Source organism: Nocardia sp. NPDC055050 (genome assembly GCF_053608345.1).
In genome coordinates, this window is the sequence record NZ_JBSGVG010000074.1 from 1 (window position 1) to 15,935 (window position 15,935).

At 67.8% G+C, this 15,935-nt stretch carries 15 protein-coding genes; 11 read left to right on the forward strand and 4 right to left on the reverse strand.

What is annotated here, in order from left to right; genetic code table 11:
- Positions 1 to 74: 74 nt before the first annotated feature.
- Genes ACWGCN_RS35120 through ACWGCN_RS35130 form a run of 3 tightly spaced genes read right to left on the reverse strand, consistent with a single transcriptional unit; the run spans position 75 to position 2,979 of the window.
- Positions 75 to 1,298 carry a cytochrome P450 gene (locus ACWGCN_RS35120; protein WP_378990013.1) on the reverse strand — a complete coding sequence of 408 codons (1,224 nt, stop codon included), beginning with the start codon at positions 1,296 to 1,298 and terminating at the stop codon, positions 75 to 77.
- 2 nt (positions 1,299 to 1,300) lie between these two features.
- The gene (locus tag ACWGCN_RS35125; protein ID WP_378989804.1) at positions 1,301 to 1,729 is read right to left on the reverse strand and encodes a roadblock/LC7 domain-containing protein; all 429 of its coding nucleotides are present in this window, start codon (positions 1,727 to 1,729) and stop codon (positions 1,301 to 1,303) included.
- Positions 1,729 to 2,979, reverse strand: a complete 1,251-nt coding sequence (locus ACWGCN_RS35130; protein ID WP_378989805.1) for a sensor histidine kinase — start codon at positions 2,977 to 2,979, stop codon at positions 1,729 to 1,731. The genes ACWGCN_RS35125 and ACWGCN_RS35130 overlap by 1 nt, the downstream gene beginning before the upstream one ends.
- A gap of 425 nt (positions 2,980 to 3,404) precedes the next feature.
- On the opposite strand from ACWGCN_RS35130, the gene ACWGCN_RS35135 reads away from it, so the two are divergent.
- The 11 genes from ACWGCN_RS35135 to ACWGCN_RS35185 all read left to right on the forward strand — a co-directional run bounded on the left by ACWGCN_RS35135 (position 3,405) and on the right by ACWGCN_RS35185 (position 14,898).
- A complete protein-coding gene (locus tag ACWGCN_RS35135; RefSeq protein WP_378989807.1) occupies positions 3,405 to 3,563 on the forward strand; it encodes a hypothetical protein in 159 nt (52 codons plus the stop codon).
- A 160-nt stretch (positions 3,564 to 3,723) separates the two neighbouring features.
- Positions 3,724 to 4,914, forward strand: a complete 1,191-nt coding sequence (locus tag ACWGCN_RS35140) for a lipid-transfer protein (protein ID WP_379315210.1) — start codon at positions 3,724 to 3,726, stop codon at positions 4,912 to 4,914.
- Positions 4,915 to 4,947: 33 nt separating this feature from the next.
- Positions 4,948 to 5,388 carry a type II toxin-antitoxin system Rv0910 family toxin gene (locus tag ACWGCN_RS35145; protein WP_101462898.1) on the forward strand — a complete coding sequence of 147 codons (441 nt, stop codon included), beginning with the start codon at positions 4,948 to 4,950 and terminating at the stop codon, positions 5,386 to 5,388.
- A complete protein-coding gene (locus tag ACWGCN_RS35150; protein WP_452460124.1) occupies positions 5,385 to 6,257 on the forward strand; it encodes a MaoC/PaaZ C-terminal domain-containing protein in 873 nt (290 codons plus the stop codon). Before ACWGCN_RS35145 ends, ACWGCN_RS35150 begins: the two co-directional genes overlap by 4 nt.
- 12 nt (positions 6,258 to 6,269) lie before the next feature.
- Complete coding sequence (locus ACWGCN_RS35155) at positions 6,270 to 7,148, forward strand: SDR family oxidoreductase (RefSeq protein WP_378630878.1); 879 nt, start codon at positions 6,270 to 6,272, stop codon at positions 7,146 to 7,148.
- Between the two features lie 2 nt (positions 7,149 to 7,150).
- The gene (locus ACWGCN_RS35160) at positions 7,151 to 9,379 is read left to right on the forward strand and encodes an acyl-CoA dehydrogenase (protein ID WP_452460125.1); all 2,229 of its coding nucleotides are present in this window, start codon (positions 7,151 to 7,153) and stop codon (positions 9,377 to 9,379) included.
- A 172-nt stretch (positions 9,380 to 9,551) separates the two neighbouring features.
- Complete coding sequence (locus ACWGCN_RS35165) at positions 9,552 to 10,235, forward strand: TetR/AcrR family transcriptional regulator (protein ID WP_378630881.1); 684 nt, start codon at positions 9,552 to 9,554, stop codon at positions 10,233 to 10,235.
- Between the two features lie 84 nt (positions 10,236 to 10,319).
- Positions 10,320 to 11,279, forward strand: coding sequence for an AurF N-oxygenase family protein (locus ACWGCN_RS35170; RefSeq protein WP_379314992.1), 960 nt, complete (start codon positions 10,320 to 10,322; stop codon positions 11,277 to 11,279).
- Positions 11,276 to 12,604, forward strand: coding sequence for a lipase family protein (locus ACWGCN_RS35175; RefSeq protein ID WP_378989813.1), 1,329 nt, complete (start codon positions 11,276 to 11,278; stop codon positions 12,602 to 12,604). Before ACWGCN_RS35170 ends, ACWGCN_RS35175 begins: the two co-directional genes overlap by 4 nt.
- Before the next feature lie 80 nt (positions 12,605 to 12,684).
- A complete protein-coding gene (locus ACWGCN_RS35180) occupies positions 12,685 to 13,719 on the forward strand; it encodes an alpha/beta fold hydrolase (protein WP_452460126.1) in 1,035 nt (344 codons plus the stop codon).
- A gap of 201 nt (positions 13,720 to 13,920) precedes the next feature.
- A complete protein-coding gene (locus ACWGCN_RS35185; protein WP_452460129.1) occupies positions 13,921 to 14,898 on the forward strand; it encodes an alpha/beta hydrolase in 978 nt (325 codons plus the stop codon).
- A 109-nt stretch (positions 14,899 to 15,007) separates the two neighbouring features.
- On the opposite strand, the gene ACWGCN_RS35190 is transcribed toward ACWGCN_RS35185, so the two are convergent.
- The gene (locus tag ACWGCN_RS35190; RefSeq protein ID WP_452460127.1) at positions 15,008 to 15,709 is read right to left on the reverse strand and encodes a methyltransferase domain-containing protein; all 702 of its coding nucleotides are present in this window, start codon (positions 15,707 to 15,709) and stop codon (positions 15,008 to 15,010) included.
- Between the last annotated feature and the right edge of the window lie 226 nt (positions 15,710 to 15,935).

The window sequence follows — 15,935 nt, forward strand, 5'->3', positions numbered from 1 at the left end:
TGCCGGCCTACATCCCCGGCGCGTAGCCCCGAACTCGCTCGGCCGCCCCGCGCGGGTCGGCCGAGCGAGGGGATTCAGTTGCCGGGCACCACCAGCGGTGCGGTGCTCGGGAACACCACCGGCAGGCCCGCCAGCGCCCGGTGGAAAGGCCCTGGCCGCCAGACCAATTCCTCCGGCGGCACCGCGAGCTCGAGTTCGGGCAGCGCGTCGAGGAGCTGGTCGATGGCTTCCTGGGCGATCAGGTAAGCGGGGGACTTCGCCGGGCAGCCGTGCGGGCCGGTGCTCCACGCCAGGTGCGCGCGGTTGTCGAGGAAATCGCCGGTCCCGATCGCGGGATCGTTGTTGCACGCGGCCATGCTGATGACGACCGGCTGATGCGCGGGCAGCCACACATCGTCGACCAGGATCGGCTGTCGCGGATACGTGGTGCAGAAGTTGGCCATCGGCGGGTCGGTGTAGAGCACCTCGTCGAGTGCGTCGCGGGTGGACAGGCTACCGCCGAGCAAGCTGCCCGCGAATCGCTGATCGGTGAGCATCAGCCGCACCGTATTGAGGATCAGGTTGAGCATCGGCTCGATCCCCGCGCCGTACATCGTGAGCACCTGGTTCATCAGCTCCTCGTCGGTGAGCCGCTGCGGATGCTGCACCAACCGGGTCGTCACGTCGTCGCCGGGTTCGCTCTGCTTGAGCCGCACCAGGTCGTAGAGCGCGTCCTCCATCATCTGCGTACCGCTGGCCGCGGTGTCGCCGCCCTCGAACATCTGCGCCATGCCGGTCGCGATGTGCCCGCCGATATCGGCGGGCACACCGAGCATCGCGTTGATGGTGGCGAAGATGACAGGAAAGGCATACTGGCTCAACAGATCCGCGCGGCCGTCCGCGCAGAAGGAGTTGATCACCGGCATCGCGATCTGCTCGACGGTGCGATGTAGCTGGTACAGGTCGACACCCGCCAGGCCCGCGACGGTGACCTGCCGGTGGCGCGTGTGCTCGGCGCCGGCGGTGCGGATCGCGTTGGGGCGGTAGCGCATCATCGGCAGGACAGGGCAGTCGGCGGGGATGTCGCGCTGCCACATCTTCGGGTCGGCCGGAAAATGGTCGGGATCGTTGAGAATCTGTACCGCGGTGCGGTAGCCGATCACGAGGGTGGCGGGGACCCCGGGCACCAGATCGACCGGTACCAGCGAACCGAAGCGGTGCCGCATCTCGCGGTAGGTGCTCTGCGGGTCGGCGGCGAATTCCGGCGAGTACAGCGGCACCCGGTCCTGGCCGCTGCGCGAGTCCGGCGAAACATCCAGTGTCACAGCGAGTACTCCTGAGTCGAGGATCGGTGCCTCGGCGACGCGCCGAGTTCGTGGCCGACCCTGGCGGCCAGCTCGTTCATGCGATGGGCGATGAGCGCGAGGTCTACATCGCCGGTGGTGGCGACGCCGAGCAGGGTGCCCGCGCCCGCGGCGGTGATCAGCACCATGCCCTCGTCGTATTCGGTCATGTTCTGGCGCACGGTGTTCGCCAGTCCGCCGCAGAACTCACCGAGCACCTTGCCCAGCGAGCGCAGCCCGCACGCGGCGGCCGCGAAACGCTCCGCGTCGTCGATGGAGATGGCGCCCGAGTGCGCCACGCGTAGGCCGTCCTCGGATAACAACACCGCGAAGCGGACGCCGTCGAGCGCCAGGTCGTCCAGCAGCCACGCGAGGCGGTTGGTGCTGTTGGAGATCGGAGTACTCATCAGCTGTCGTGCCCTTTCGTCGAGCGTGCGGCCGCGGCGCGGCCGTGTCTGGAGCCGCTGTGCCAGGCCGCCGCGAGCTCGGGGCGCGCGAGCACCTCGCCGGTGTCGGCGCGCTCGTCGGCCGGGGCCACGGTGCGGCGCGTGCGTTTGGGCAGCCCGCCGGTGGTGCGGTCGAGCTCGGCCACGTCCAGCTCGGGCGCCGACGCGCTGATCTCGGAGACAGGTGGTGGTGGCGCGACCGGTTCCGGCGCCTCGGCATGCTTGGGCCGGTGCACCTCGGTGGCGGTGACGAGCAGCGCCGCGGGAACGAACACCATCGCCCTGGTGCCGCCGTAGATATTGGGTCCGTCGACATAGGCGGCGAAGCCGTAACGGCGCGCGAGCGCGGCGACACCGGGGAACCCGACCCGCGGTGACGGGCCGAGGGCGTTGATGTCGACAACGCGCTCGCCCGAGAGCACCTGGCGCGCCTCCTCCATCTGCTCGTGGCTCATCCGCACGCCCGCGTCATCGATGATCACGGTGACCCCGTGATGGCCCTGCTGGTAGGAGATGTCGACGAACGACGACGGCGGCGAGTAGCGCAGCGCGTTGTCGAGCAGGGTCGCGACCGTGTGCACCAGCGGCTCCACCGCCCGGCTCATGACCACTAGTTCGCAGTGGCCCGTGCGCACGCGCAAATAGTCGCGCACCCGGCCGGTGGCGCCGCCCACCACGTCGCCGACGGTCTGTTGCGGCCAGCGCCTGCCCGGCAGCCCGCCCGAAACGATGACGTAGGCCTGGGCCTGACGGATCATCTGCTGGACCGTGTGGTCGATCCGGGTGAGCGTCGCGTAGACCTCGTCGTTGCGGTTCTCCCGCAGCGCGTTGCTCACGACCTGGCCCACGTCGGCGCCGAGACTCACCACGGTGGTGCCGAACGCGCGCACGGCGTTGCTGGTGGCGGCGCGGGCGTCGGCGGAGACCTGGGCGCGCGTCGCCTCGTGTGCCGCCTCGACCTGTGCCACGGTGCGCTGTTCGGCCGCGCGGTCGGCGAGTGCCGCGTCGTGTTCGCACGCCCGGAGTTCCTCCGCGTGGGCCAGCGACATCTGTTCCATCGCTGTGTTCTTGGCATGGAGATCGCGCTCGGCCGCCGCCAGGCGGGCGCGGATCTGACGTTCGTTGCGCAGGGCCTGCAGCGCGACAGCGACCGCGCCGAGCAGGACCAGTGTTGCGATGGAGAACAAGAAGACCGCGAGCGTCGGAGTCATCGGTTCCTTTGTCGTCTGTACCGACCGAAGAGCCGTGGTGGCCGGGTCCTCGCCGGTCTCTCCGACGAGACTTCTCGCCGCGACCAGCCCTCACACCGAGTGCGCCGCACCACAATTGGGCACCGCGCACGTGAGTTCGGTCGAAACCGGACTCGCTGCCCGGCGTTTCGGCGATGCGGACACGTTAGCAGTGCGAATCGCCGAGTGCACGAAACGGGTTGCTGCAGAACGTGACTCGCATTGTGGTGGAGAGCCGTGAATTGATACCGACGGTTGATCCTCGGCGTGTACGGTTGAACGCATACAGGTCAGCCGTGGACCAGCGGCGACCAACGCGTCGTCGCCGCACCCGGCCTCGAGTCCTGGCTCATCCTTCTCTCGTCTCCCCGCTGCGGCGCCGTCGATCGATTCGAGGAAGAACCTGCATGACCAGCGATCTCGACGACGACCCGTCCGACGTGCCACCCGCCGACCCCGAGGAAGAGGACCCGACCGTTCATTGGCCCGAACCGAGCCCGCTGCAATCGTGGTGGACCGACATCATGGGCGCGAAGAAACCACGCCGGTTCGGTCAACAGACCTGACCTCGGCAGCATGACCCCAGGGCCGCACCGTTCTCGGTGCGGCCCTTGTCGTGTGCGGGCTGTGTTCGCCGGGGTATTGACCTGGACGCGGTGTCCAACCTAAATTACATGGACACCGTGTCTCAGGTATTCGGGACACACGGCACACGGGAGTGCGTTCATGACACAGAAGGTGTTCGTCGTCGGCGTCGGCATGACGAAGTTCGAGAAGCCGGGTTCGCGGGAGTGGGACTATCCGGACATGGCCCGTGAGGCGGGGACCAAGGCGCTCGCCGACGCCGGAATCGACTACGACCGGGTGCAGCAGGCCTATGTCGGCTATGTGTACGGCGAGTCGACCTCGGGTCAGCGCGCGGTCTACGAGCTGGGGCTGACCGGTATTCCGGTGGTCAACGTGAACAACAACTGCTCGACCGGTTCGACCGCGCTCTACCTGGCGGCGCAAGCGGTGCGCGGTGGGCTCGCCGAGTGCACCCTCGCCTTGGGTTTCGAGAAGATGCAGCCCGGCTCGCTCGGTTCGACCTACGACGACCGTGAGCAGCCGATGATGAAGCACCTCCTGGCGCTGGCCGAGCTGCAGGAGTTCGCGATGCCGCCCGCGCCGTACATGTTCGGTGCCGCGGGCAAGGAGCACATGGAGCTCTACGGCACCACGGCCGAGCAGTTCGCCAAGATCGGCGTGAAGAACCACCAGCACTCGGTGAACAATCCGTACGCGCAGTTCCAGAAGGAATACAGCCTCGAGGAGGTCCTCGCGGCGAAGCAGATCTACGGCCCGCTGACCAAGCTGCAGTGTTCGCCGACCTCCGACGGTTCCGGCGCGGTGATCCTGGCGAGCGAGGACTTCGTGGACCGGAACAACCTGGCCGACCGCGCGGTCGAGATCGTCGGGCAGTCGATGGTCACCGACCTCGCCTCGACGTTCACCAGCCCGACCGCGATCAACCTGGTCGGCTCCTCGATGTCGCGCACTGCCGCCGAAGCGGTCTACGCCGAGGCCGGTTTCGGGCCCGAGGATGTCGATGTCATCGAGCTGCACGACTGCTTCTCCACCAACGAACTGCTGACCTATGAGGCTCTGGGCCTGTGCGCGCCGGGGGAGGGCGGCCGGCTCGTCGACGACAACGCCACCACCTACGGCGGCCAGTGGGTCGTCAACCCGTCGGGCGGTCTGATCTCCAAGGGCCACCCCCTCGGCGCGACCGGTCTGGCTCAGTGCAGCGAACTCACCTGGCAGCTGCGGGGCACCGCTGACGCCCGCCAGGTCGCCGACGCGCGAATCGCCCTGCAACACAACATCGGTCTCGGTGGCGCGGTCGTGGTGACCGCCTACCGCCCCGCCAACCGCTGACTTTCCCCTACCGAATCACACCAGGAGAACCCCATGGCATCTGTGTCCGTTTCCACCGCACTTCCCGTCGCGCCCGAGCTGGCCTGGGCCCGGCTCAGCGATCTCGCCAACTGGGAGGAATGGCTGACCATCCACCAGGGCTGGCGTGGCGATCTGCCCGCCGAGCTCGCCGCGGGCGCACGCTTCACCGAGGTCGTGTCGGTGATGAACATGGCCAACAAGATCGAGTGGACCGTCGCCGAAGTGGTGCCGAACTCGTTCCTGCGCATCACCGGCGCCGGCATGGCCGGTGTCACCATCGAATTCGCATTGAAGGTCGACGCCACCGACACCGGCTCCTCGGCCGCGTTCGACGCGAGCTTCAAGGGCGCGATGATCGTCGGCCCGATCGGCAAGGCTGTCGCCAAGCACGCCGAAGCCGACCTGAAGGAGTCGATGGCCAAGTTCACCGAGCTCGTCGGTTCGGCCGCATGACCACCTCGGAATCGGCCGGAGTCGTCTTCGACGGCTCCGCCCTGGGGGGGTGGACCGACGAAGAGCGGTTCTCGGTCACTGCTGAACGAATCGCGCAATACGCCGCGGCGACCAATGATCCGGTCCCAGCGCACCTGTCGGGCGAGATCGCGCCGCCGGTGTTCGCGGTGGTGCCGGTGTTCACCTCGATGGCGCCCGCCGCGCTGTCGGTCGCGCCGGTGGAGCTGCTGATGAAGCTGGTCCACGGTGAGCAGGACTTCCTGTTCCACCGTCCGATCCGGGCCGGTGACGAACTGGTGGTGCGGGCCAAGCCGATCGGCTACGTGGGCCGCCCGAACGGCTCCACGGTCGTCATCTACGCCGAAACCCGCGACGCGGCGGGTGAGCTCGTCAACGAACAGTGGATGACCGCGTTCTTCCGCAAGGTCGACGCCGGTCCCGGTGAAGGGGAGCTCGCGCCCACCCACCGGATCACCGACGAGGATCGGGCAGGCGATCCGGCCGCGTCGGTCACCGCCCACATCGACGACGACCAGACCTTCCGCTACTCGCCGGCCTCGGGCGACCCGATGCCGATCCACCTCGACGACGAGATCGCCCGGATGGCCGGGCTTCCCGGCATCATCAACCACGGTCTGTGCACCATGGCGTTCACCTCGTGGGCCGCGCTGACCGAACTCGCAGGCGGCGACACCGCGCGCCTGCGCAGGCTGGCCGTGCGATTCGCCAAGCCGGTGCTGCCCGGCCAGGACATCACCACCACCTTCTGGCCCACCGAATCCGCTGATCCCGGCGTGCTGGCCTACGCCTTCGAAACCGAAGCCGCGGGCCAGATCGCGATCACCGACGGTCGCGTCGAAATCAACTAGGAGACAAGACTCATGGGAAAACTCGACGGTCGTGTCGCGGTCATCACCGGCGCCGGTCGTGGCATCGGCCGCGAACACGCGCTGCTGTTCGCCCGCGAAGGCGCCAAGGTCGTGGTCAATGACCTCGGCGGCGCCAACGACGGCACCGGTACCGACGCGGGCCCGGCCCAGCAGGTGGTCGACGAGATCGTCGCCGCCGGCGGTGCCGCGGTCGCCAACACCGACAACATCGCCACCTGGGACGGCGCGAAAGCGCTGGTCGACCAGGCGGTCAGCGAGTACGGAACGCTGGACATCGTGGTGAACAACGCGGGCATCCTGCGTGACGCGTTCATCGCGGGCATGGACGAGTCGCAGTGGGATTCGGTCATCGCGGTGCACCTCAAGGGCCACGCCGCCACCCTGCATCACGCCGCCGCATATTGGAAGGCACAGTCCAAGGCCGGTACCCCGGTGTCGGCGTCGGTGATCAACACCGCCTCGGCCTCGGGCACGTTCATGCCCAACGCCGGTCAGGGCAACTACGGTGCGGCCAAGGCCGGCATCGCCGCACTCACGCTGGTCGCCGCCGACGAACTCGAACGCTACGGCGTACGCGTGAACGCGATCGCCCCGATCGCGCGTACCCGCCTGACTCTGGCCACCCCTGGCATGGGCGCGTTGTTCGCGGCCGAGGTGCCCGAGGGTGAGTTCGACGCGTTCTCCCCGGCCAACATCTCCCCGCTGGTCGCCCATCTCGCCGAGGCCGACTGCGCGATCACCGGCAAGGTGTTCGCCGTGCAGGGCGGAGCGATCGTCGAGCTGGCCGGCTGGCACGACGTGCGCACCGTCGAGACCGACGGACCGTGGACCATCGACGAGGTGGCCGCCCAGCTGAAAGAGACCAACTAGCCATGGCGCGCAACAGTTATGAGCTCGGGGTCGGTGTCAGCGAGGACCATCTGGCCCTCGCCGACTCGGTCGCCGGTTTCGTCGAGCGGACCATCACCGCCGAGGTCGTCCGGGCCGCGGTCGAGTCGACCGACGCGGGCAAAGTCCTGCCGTTCTGGGACGGCCTCGTTGCCCAGGATCTGCTCAGCCTGCACATCGCCGAGGATCTCGGTGGTCAGGGCGCCGGTCTGCTGACGCTGGCCGTCGCGCTCGAACCGCTCGGGCGTGGCCTGCACACCGGGCCGTTCGTGCCGACCGTGCTCGCCGCCGCGGTGCTGGCCGCCGCGGATGACATTCGCGCCGAGGGCAATCCGAGCCTGGCTCGGATCGCCGGGCTGGCGGACGGGTCGCGCACCGGCGCGGTGGCCCTGACCTCGAACCTGACCGGCACGCTCACCGACGGCACGTTGACCGTCAGCGGAACGGCCGACGGTGTGCTGGGGGCGGTGTCGGCCGATGTCGTCATCGCGCCCGTCGCGGTGGCCGGCGAACAGCGGTGGGTCGTCTTCGAGAACATCGAACTGACCGTCAGCGCGCAGGACGGCATCGACGTGCTGCGCGGTTCGGCACGGCTGCAGGCGGATTCGGTCGAGGTCTCCTTCGATCGGGTGCTGGAGGTGAGTGCGGCGCGCGTGCGTTCACTCGCCGCGGTGGTGCTCGGCGCCGAGGCGGTCGGCGTGATGTCGTGGTGTGTGTCGACCGCGTCGGAGTACGCCAAGACCCGGGTGCAGTTCGGTCGGCCGATCGGTCAGTTCCAGGGCGTCAAACACAAGTGTGCCCAGATGGGCATCGCACTGGAAAAGGCGCGCGCCGTGCTGTGGGACGCTGCCTATGCTCTCGATCGCGACGACGACACGGCCGAGTATGCAGCAGCTGTCGCAGCGCTGATCATCCCGGACGCCGCGGTGCAGGTCGCCCAGGAGTGCATCCAGGTGCACGGCGGGATCGGCTTCACCTGGGAGCACGACGCGCACCTGTACTACCGGCGCGCTCTCGCGCTGCGCGGGCAGCTCGGCGCGCGTGACGAACGAGCCGAGGCGGTGGCCGGCTACGCGCTGTCGGGGCTGACGCTGTCGAGCGAGCTGGAACTGCCCGCCGAAGCCGAGCGGATCCGGGCGGCGGTCCGGGCCGAGCTGGCCGAGATCGCGGCGATCGATGACGAGGACGACCAGCTCGTCGCGCTCGGCGACGGTGGCTGGAATCTCCCGCACCTGCCGCGGCCCTACGGCCGCTCGGCCTCGCCGCTCGAACAGGTGGTGATCGCGCAGGAGATCAAGACCTCCGGTATCCAGATGCCGCAGTTGCTGATGGGCACCTGGGCGGTCGGCGCGTTGGTTCCGCACGGTGACGAACGGCAGAAACAGGAACTGGTCGTGCCGACACTGCGCGGCGAGCTGGTGTGGTGTCAGCTGTTCAGCGAGCCGGGCGCGGGTTCGGATCTGGCGAGCCTGACCACCAAGGCCATCAAGGTCGACGGTGGCTGGCGGGTGAGCGGACAGAAGATCTGGACCACGGTCGCGCAGTTCTCGGACTGGGCGATGCTGATCGCGCGCACCAGCCCCGACAAGCCCAAGCACGAAGGCATCACCTACTTCGTGCTCGACATGTCGAGCCCCGGGATCACGGTGCGCCCGCTGCGGGAGATGACCGGATCGGCGCTGTTCAACGAGGTGTTCCTCGATGAGGTGTTCGTTCCCGACGAGAACGTGGTCGGGGCGGTCGACGACGGCTGGCATGTGGCCAGGACGACACTGGCCGGTGAGCGGGTGGCGCTGAGCCAGAAGATGGAGGCCTACGCCACCGATACCGACCTGCTGCGCTTCGCGATCGGCCGCGATCTCTCGCCGGTCGCGCGCTACCGGCTCGGCGAACTCATGGCCGAGAGCCGAGCGGTGGACGTGATCAGTTCACGGGTGGTGCTCAAGCAGCTGTCCGGCATCGACGTATCCACCACGTCCAGTGTCGGAAAGCTGTTGGGAATGGCCCTGGGACAATCGATTTCGGAGTACATCGTCGCCGAACTCGGTGTCGCCGGCGTGGTGTCGGTGCCCGGTGAGCGCAGCGATCACGCGATGGAACAGCTGATCGCGGGCCGTGCCACCACCATCTACGGCGGCACCACCGAGGTCCAGCTCAATGTCATCGGTGAACGGATGCTCGGCCTGCCACGCGACGCCGCGGCACAGGGGTGAGCGCCCCGGGCGTCGGGCAAGCGCCCGGCGCCCAGGCGATCGCCGGTGCCTGTGCGCGGCCGGATCGGTGGAATCGCTGGACTACAGTTCGTCGTTGTATTCAGCACAGCGTGGTATTCAGCAGAGCGCCGAACCGGCATCTGCACCGCACGGACCCGGTGAAGGAGATGACGTGACCGCACAACGCACCGACGGCAGAGCCAGCCGCTGGGACCGTCACCGCGCCGACCGTCGCGAACTCATCCTCGCCGCCGCCCTCGCGGCCGTGCAGGCCCAAGGCGCCTCGGTCGGCGTCCAGGAGATCGCCGATCTGGCCGGCGTCCCGCGCTCGGTGCTGTACCGCCTGTTCAAAGACCGCCAAGACCTCGATGAGCAGCTGCGCACCCGCATCATCGACGACCTGATGGCGGTACTCGCCCCCACCCTGAACCCCGAGGGCACCGTCACCGAGGCGATCGCGCGTTCCGTCGACGCCTACGTGGGCTGGATCGCGACCAATCCGCGCCTGCATTATTTCCTCGGCGCAGGATCCGGTGCCAGCAAGGATCACAACTCGCCGATCGTATCCGGGACCAAGATCGCCATCGCGGGTACCGTGCGCGAGGTGTTCGAAAGCGCGCTGCGGGCACAGTCCGCACCGGTGGCGGTGGCCGAACCGATGTCGTTCGGCCTGGTGAGCTTCGTCGACGGCAGTGTGAACCGGTGGTTGAGCCGGTCGATGCAGCCGATGGACGCCGCGGAACTGTCGTCCTACCTGCAGATCGCCATCTGGGCGATCATCGACGCCAGTCTGCGCGAGGTCGGCGTCACGCTCGATCCGCGCACGTCGATCGCCGAACTGACGGCGCAAAATTAGATGTAACACGCAGTAGCGTCAACCCTTGTGTGGTACCGCTGGTACCACTAAACTGGGTAGTGGAACCGCACCGAGGAGACACCGATGACGCTGTCCAGCTACCACGAGGTCCTGCAGAGCCTGTCCGAAGGCTCGGTGACCAAACACTTCGATCCCTACGTCGACATCGACTGGGACTCGCCCGAGTTCGCCGTGCATTCCGACGACCCGCGCTGGATCCTGCCCGAGGTGGACCCGCTCGGCCGTCACCCCTGGTACAAGGCCCAGCCTGTCGAGAAGCGGATCGCGATGGGACTGTGGCGCCAAGCCTGCATCGCGAAGGTCGGCATCGACTTCGAACAGCTGCTCATCCGTGGGCTCATGCAGTACCTGCCGTCGGTGCCCAACGGTGATCCGGAATTCCGCTATATCACGCACGAGGCTGCCGAAGAGTGCAACCACACGATGATGTTCCAGGAGATGATCAATCGCATCGGCTATCGCGATGTGATCGGCATGGGCTCGGTCGATCGTAAGCTCACGTTGATCATCTGGCCGGCGGTGAAGTTCTTCCCCGGATTCTTCTTCGCCCTGGTGCTCGGTGGCGAGGAGCCGATCGATCACCTGCAGAAGGCGTTGCTGCGCAGCGGCACCGACCCACATCCGATGGTGCACCGGGTGATGGAGATCCACGTGGCCGAGGAGGCCCGGCACATCTCGTTCGCGCACGAATATCTTCGGATCAACGTGCCCACGATGAACGTCGTGTCGAAAACCGTCCTGTCCGTGGCCTTCCCGATCATCATGCGGGTAATGCTGGCGATGATCGCGACACCACCGAAGGAGTTCGCCGAGAAGTTCGGGATTCCGGGCGAGGTGATGCGAGACGCGTACTGGCGCAACGACCACTCGCGCCATATCAAGCGGGATGTGTTCACCGATGTCCGCGCGCTCGCGACCGACATCGGCCTGATGAATCCTGTCGCCAAGCGCGTCTGGCAGCTGCTCGGTATCGACGGACCGGTGTCGCGCTACCGCAGCGAGCCCGCGCGCAGGACCGCATGAGGGCCGAAAGCTGGTCCGCGCCCACGGCCGCCGTGCTCCCGGACAAGGATCCTTTCTTCGCGCCGAGGCCCGGGTTCGAGACCCTTGCCGAGGGCACGATCCTGCGTTCGCGGCCGGTCGAGCTCGCCGCGTTCGGTGTGATCGGCATGAAGGTGCGGGCCTGGCAGCTGCTGTATCGCACGACCGATCTCCACGGCATGCCCGAGGCGTCCGTCACCACCGTGGTGACGCCGAGGGGCGGTGTCGCGCCCGGTGCCCCACTGCTGTCGTTCCAGTGCGCGATCGACGCCATCTCGCCGCGGTCGTTTCCGTCCTACGCGTTGCGGCGCGGCTCTCGCGCCGTCGGTACCTTCGTGCACGTCGAACAGCTGTGCTTCGCCGATGCGCTGGCCAGGGGTTGGGCGATCTCGATTCCGGATCACGAAGGCATGCTCGGCGCATGGGGAGCGCCGCGTGAACCGGGCTACCGCGCACTCGACGGCATCCGCGCGGCCCTGGCCTTCGAGCCCGGCGGTCTCGACCCGCAGGCGCAGGTCGGGCTGTGGGGGTATTCGGGCGGCGGGCTGGCCACGGCGTGGGCTGCGGAGATGGCGCCGACCTACGCGCCGGAGCTCGACATCGCAGGCGCCGTGCTCGGCTCCCCGGTGGGCGATCTGGTCTCGACCTTCCATCGCCTCAACGGCGGGCTGCACGCGGGCTTGCCGACCCTCGTCGTCGCCGCCCTGCGCCGGGTGTATCCGGCGTTCGAGGAACTCGTCGCCACCCATTTCAGCGACGAGGGTCGCGCGGTACTCGACAAGGCCGCCGAGTCGACGACCGCCGCCGCGGTGCTGCGGTTGGCCCGCTACAACGTCGACCGGCACAGCGGCACCCCGATCGCCGAGTTGCTCGCCATGGAGGCGATGCTGGCCGTCTTCGCCGATCTCACGCTGGGGGACCGGGCGCCCTCGGTGCCGCTGCTGGTGGTGCAAGCCGTGCACGACCAGATCATCGCGGTGGACGATATCGACGCGCTGGTGCAGCGCTACCGCGAGCAGGGCGCGCACGTGACCTACCTGCGCGATCGGGCGAGCGAGCACATCTCGCTGCTGCCGCTGTCGACGCCGCTGAGCCTGAACTGGCTCGACGACCGATTCACCGGCGTCGCGGTGACACCGTCGCAGACCCGGACGGTGCGCAGCGTGCTCGCGCTGCCCGCGGGCCGTCGGGGGTTCGGCGCCCTCGCGCGGGTCGTGCTCCGGGTCCTCTTCGGGCGGCCCATCACGGCCTCGTCGGCCGGTCACGGCAGGGAGCGCACAGTGAACAAGGCTCGTCACGCAGCCTGAAGCAACAACTTACTCGCTGGTAAGATAAGGAATAGTGGGTCTGCCGGCAGGCAGTAACTGGTGAGGTAAGGGGTTTACCGATGGGGATCGTTGCCGATCTGCCGCGCGCGGTGCGCAATGTGTGGTCGGTGTCGTTCGGCGGTGGACTCGAGTCCTACCGCCCCGCACCGTCGACGACGGTGTACGACGGCGCACACCGGCACCTGAAGCGCTACGACCGCACCACGCGGGCGAAGGGCAATCCGGTGCTGCTGGTGCCGCCGCTCGCGGTGACCACCGCCTGCTTCGACCTGCGGCCCGGGCAGAGTCTGGTGCGCTTCCTGCTCGACCAGGGCAGGCAGCCCTACGTCATCGACTACGGCGAATTCGGTTACGCCGACCGCGATCTCGGCCTCGAGGACTGGACCGAGGACATCCTGCCCGAGGCGATCGCGCGGGTCAGTGCGGAACACGACGGCTGTGGCGTCGACATCATCGGCTGGTCGCTGGGTGGTGTGCTCGCGCTGCTGACCGCCGCCGCCCACGCCGACCTGCCGATCGCCTCCATCACCTGCCTGGCCGCGCCGATCGACCAGGCCCGCACCGCGTTCCTGATCCCGCTGCGCTTGGTCGCCAAGGTCACCGGTGGTCGCGAGATGGCCGTGGCGACCAAGGTGATGGGCGGCATCCCGCAGGAATTCGTGCGGCTCGGCTTCCGGATCCAGGCCTTCGACCGCGAGCTCGCCAAACCGATGTTCCTGGCCCGCAACGCCTTCGACACCGAAGCGCTGGCCAGGATGGAGGCCACCGACCGGTTCATGGCCACCATGCCCGGCTACCCGGGCCGCTCGTACTGGCAGATCTATCGCAGCCTGGTGCTGCGCAACGAACTCGCCGGCGGGTCGATCCGACTGCGCTCGGATCTGGTGATCGAACTGTCGAAGGTCACCTGCCGGGTGTTGCTGGCGGGCAGCCCCAGCGACGTGGTGGTGCCCGCCGCCTCGGTGCGCCGCGGCCTCGATGTCCTGCCCAACGCCGCCGAGGTGGAGTTCGTGGAGGTCAGCGGCGGACACCTCGGACTGGTTTCCGCCGCCGACACCACCTGGCCCGCGATCGAGGAGTTCCTCGGCCGCTGACCCGCGCCCACATCTGTGCCCGCGGAATTTCGGCCGCTCCACCAAACCGCGGGCCGGTGCAGTCCGAACCTCTCTTCATGCCTCACGTCCGCCGTGGGGTGACCCGCACTGATTCGAGCAGTGCATCCGGTAGACGAGAGGTTCCCGCTGGTGAGAAGAACACGTCGATCGATCCGTACGGCCGCGGTAAGCGCCGCGCTGGTGGGCGCGCTGGCCTCGGCCGGGCTGTCGCCGAGCGTCGCTGTCGCCCAACCCGAGACGGCCGGGGTGGTCTCGGCAGTCGATATCGACAGCAGACGCCAGCTGGTGACCGTCTTCTCGCCCGCGATGGACAAGCCGATTCCGGTGCAGGTGATCCGAGCCGCCGATACCGAGAACCCGCGGCCGACGATGTATCTGCTCAACGGTTCCCAGGGCGGCCCGAATCAGAGCGGCTGGGACGCGCAGACCGACGCCGTGAGTTTCCTGCGTGACAAAGACGTCAACGTCGTGACCCCGGTCGGCGGCGCCAGCTCCTACTACACCGACTGGGTGCGCGACGACGCGGTGCTCGGCCGCAACAAATGGCAGACGTTCCTCAACGAGGAGTTGCCGTCGGTGATCGAGGGGTTCCTCCGGGCAGACGGCAATCGCGCCGTGGTCGGTGTGTCGATGAGCGGCACCTCGGTGCTGAACCTCGCGATCGCCAAGCCCGGCTTCTGGAACAGCGTGGCGTCCTTCAGCGGTTGCGCGCAGACCTCGGACCCCATCGGCCAGGAATTCGTCCGGATCACGGTCGAGAACTGGGGTGGCGGGCAGAGCATCGAGAACATGTGGGGCCCACGCAACGGTCCCCTGTGGCGTGCCAATGATCCGCTCGTCAACGCCGAAGGGCTGCGCGGCACCGAGGTCTATCTGAGCACCGGCACCGGGATCCCCGGCGCACCCCACGACACGCCGGCGGACGCGCGTGTCCAGGACGGCAGGATCCCGCTCCCGGTCCAGCTCGCCTTCGGCGGCCCCATCGAGGCGGCAGTGCACTTCTGCACCGTCAACCTCGCCAACCGGCTGCGCGAGTTGAACATTCCGGTCACGCTGGACGAACGCCCTGTCGGCACACACTCCTGGGGATACTGGGAGGACGACCTCCGCTCGTCGTGGCCCTTCCTGGCGCAGTCGGTGGGCAGCCGGACGAACTGAGCGCCCGGCGTCACCGAGCATCGCGAACCATCGATAGCCCAGCGCGGCAACGGATCCCGATGACCTGTTCCAGGGTCATCGGGACCACCTTCGTCACGGCGACGGGGTATCAGGCCTTCGTGGCGACTACCAGCACGTTCTTGCCGAACAGCTTGCCGGTGACGGCCTGCAGGAGCTTGCTGAGCGGGAACACCACGCGGTCGTAGAGCTTCAGCGCTCGTGTGTTGATCGTGCCGTCGTCGCTGCCGGCGAACTTGTAGGCCAGGGTGGCGAAGAAGCCGATCGGGTCGCAGTAGCGCGACTCCACGATCTCCAGACCCGCGTTACGGAGAATGCGGTTGAGCTGAGTCCGGCGATAACGCCGGTAGTGCCCGACTTTGGTGTCCATCGAGGTGAACAGCACCTCGAGCGCGGGCACATAGATCACCAGCGTCCCCCCGGGCCGCAACAGCGAGGTCAGGTGTTCGGATGCTTCCTGGTCGTTCTTGATGTGCTCGAAAACGTTGAAAGAATAGATCAGACCGTACATTTCGGCTTCGGACGGCTCGGCCTCGCAATCGACGACCTTGTAGCCTTTCGACAGCAGCAGCTTCTGCAGCTCGGCGTCGGGTTCGAGACAATCCGGGATGATCTGCCGCTCGGCCAGCATATCGGCGTAGGTGCCCCGACCGGCACCGAAGTCCAGTATGCGCAGGTCCGGCGACGTGACATGTTTATCTACGCAGTCGATCAGAAATTTGTTGTAATTGACCGCTTCGGTCATCGCCTCCAGGTTGTCACACCCGGTGTACGCGAATTCACTGCTGGTCACGCTTGATCCCCTCAATGCATCGATGGGCGGCAATGGCGGTCAGCGTAGTCCGACTACATTGCGGTGCCACGACATCGGGCAACATTGTCCGCGCCTCGGTCGGCGTCAGCGGCGGGGCGGCCGTGGCGAGAGAGGCCGGAAGGGGTGAGCGGTTGCGGGTTCGGCGCACCGGGCGCGGTGCTCGCGCCCCGGGGGGCCCAACAGTGTGATGGGCATAAGGGTGGTT

Bases quoted from the DNA above. Each gene is read 5' to 3' on its own strand.
- ACWGCN_RS35125 (WP_378989804.1), bottom strand. From the start codon at position 1,729: ATGAGTACTCCGATCTCCAACAGCACCAACCGCCTCGCGTGGCTGCTG.
- ACWGCN_RS35130 (WP_378989805.1), bottom strand. From the start codon at position 2,979: ATGACTCCGACGCTCGCGGTCTTCTTGTTCTCCATCGCAACACTGGTC.
- ACWGCN_RS35135 (WP_378989807.1), top strand. From the start codon at position 3,405: ATGACCAGCGATCTCGACGACGACCCGTCCGACGTGCCACCCGCCGAC.
- ACWGCN_RS35140 (WP_379315210.1), top strand. From the start codon at position 3,724: ATGACACAGAAGGTGTTCGTCGTCGGCGTCGGCATGACGAAGTTCGAG.
- ACWGCN_RS35145 (WP_101462898.1), top strand. From the start codon at position 4,948: ATGGCATCTGTGTCCGTTTCCACCGCACTTCCCGTCGCGCCCGAGCTG.
- ACWGCN_RS35150 (WP_452460124.1), top strand. From the start codon at position 5,385: ATGACCACCTCGGAATCGGCCGGAGTCGTCTTCGACGGCTCCGCCCTG.
- ACWGCN_RS35155 (WP_378630878.1), top strand. From the start codon at position 6,270: ATGGGAAAACTCGACGGTCGTGTCGCGGTCATCACCGGCGCCGGTCGT.
- ACWGCN_RS35160 (WP_452460125.1), top strand. From the start codon at position 7,151: ATGGCGCGCAACAGTTATGAGCTCGGGGTCGGTGTCAGCGAGGACCAT.
- ACWGCN_RS35170 (WP_379314992.1), top strand. From the start codon at position 10,320: ATGACGCTGTCCAGCTACCACGAGGTCCTGCAGAGCCTGTCCGAAGGC.
- ACWGCN_RS35175 (WP_378989813.1), top strand. From the start codon at position 11,276: ATGAGGGCCGAAAGCTGGTCCGCGCCCACGGCCGCCGTGCTCCCGGAC.
- ACWGCN_RS35180 (WP_452460126.1), top strand. From the start codon at position 12,685: ATGGGGATCGTTGCCGATCTGCCGCGCGCGGTGCGCAATGTGTGGTCG.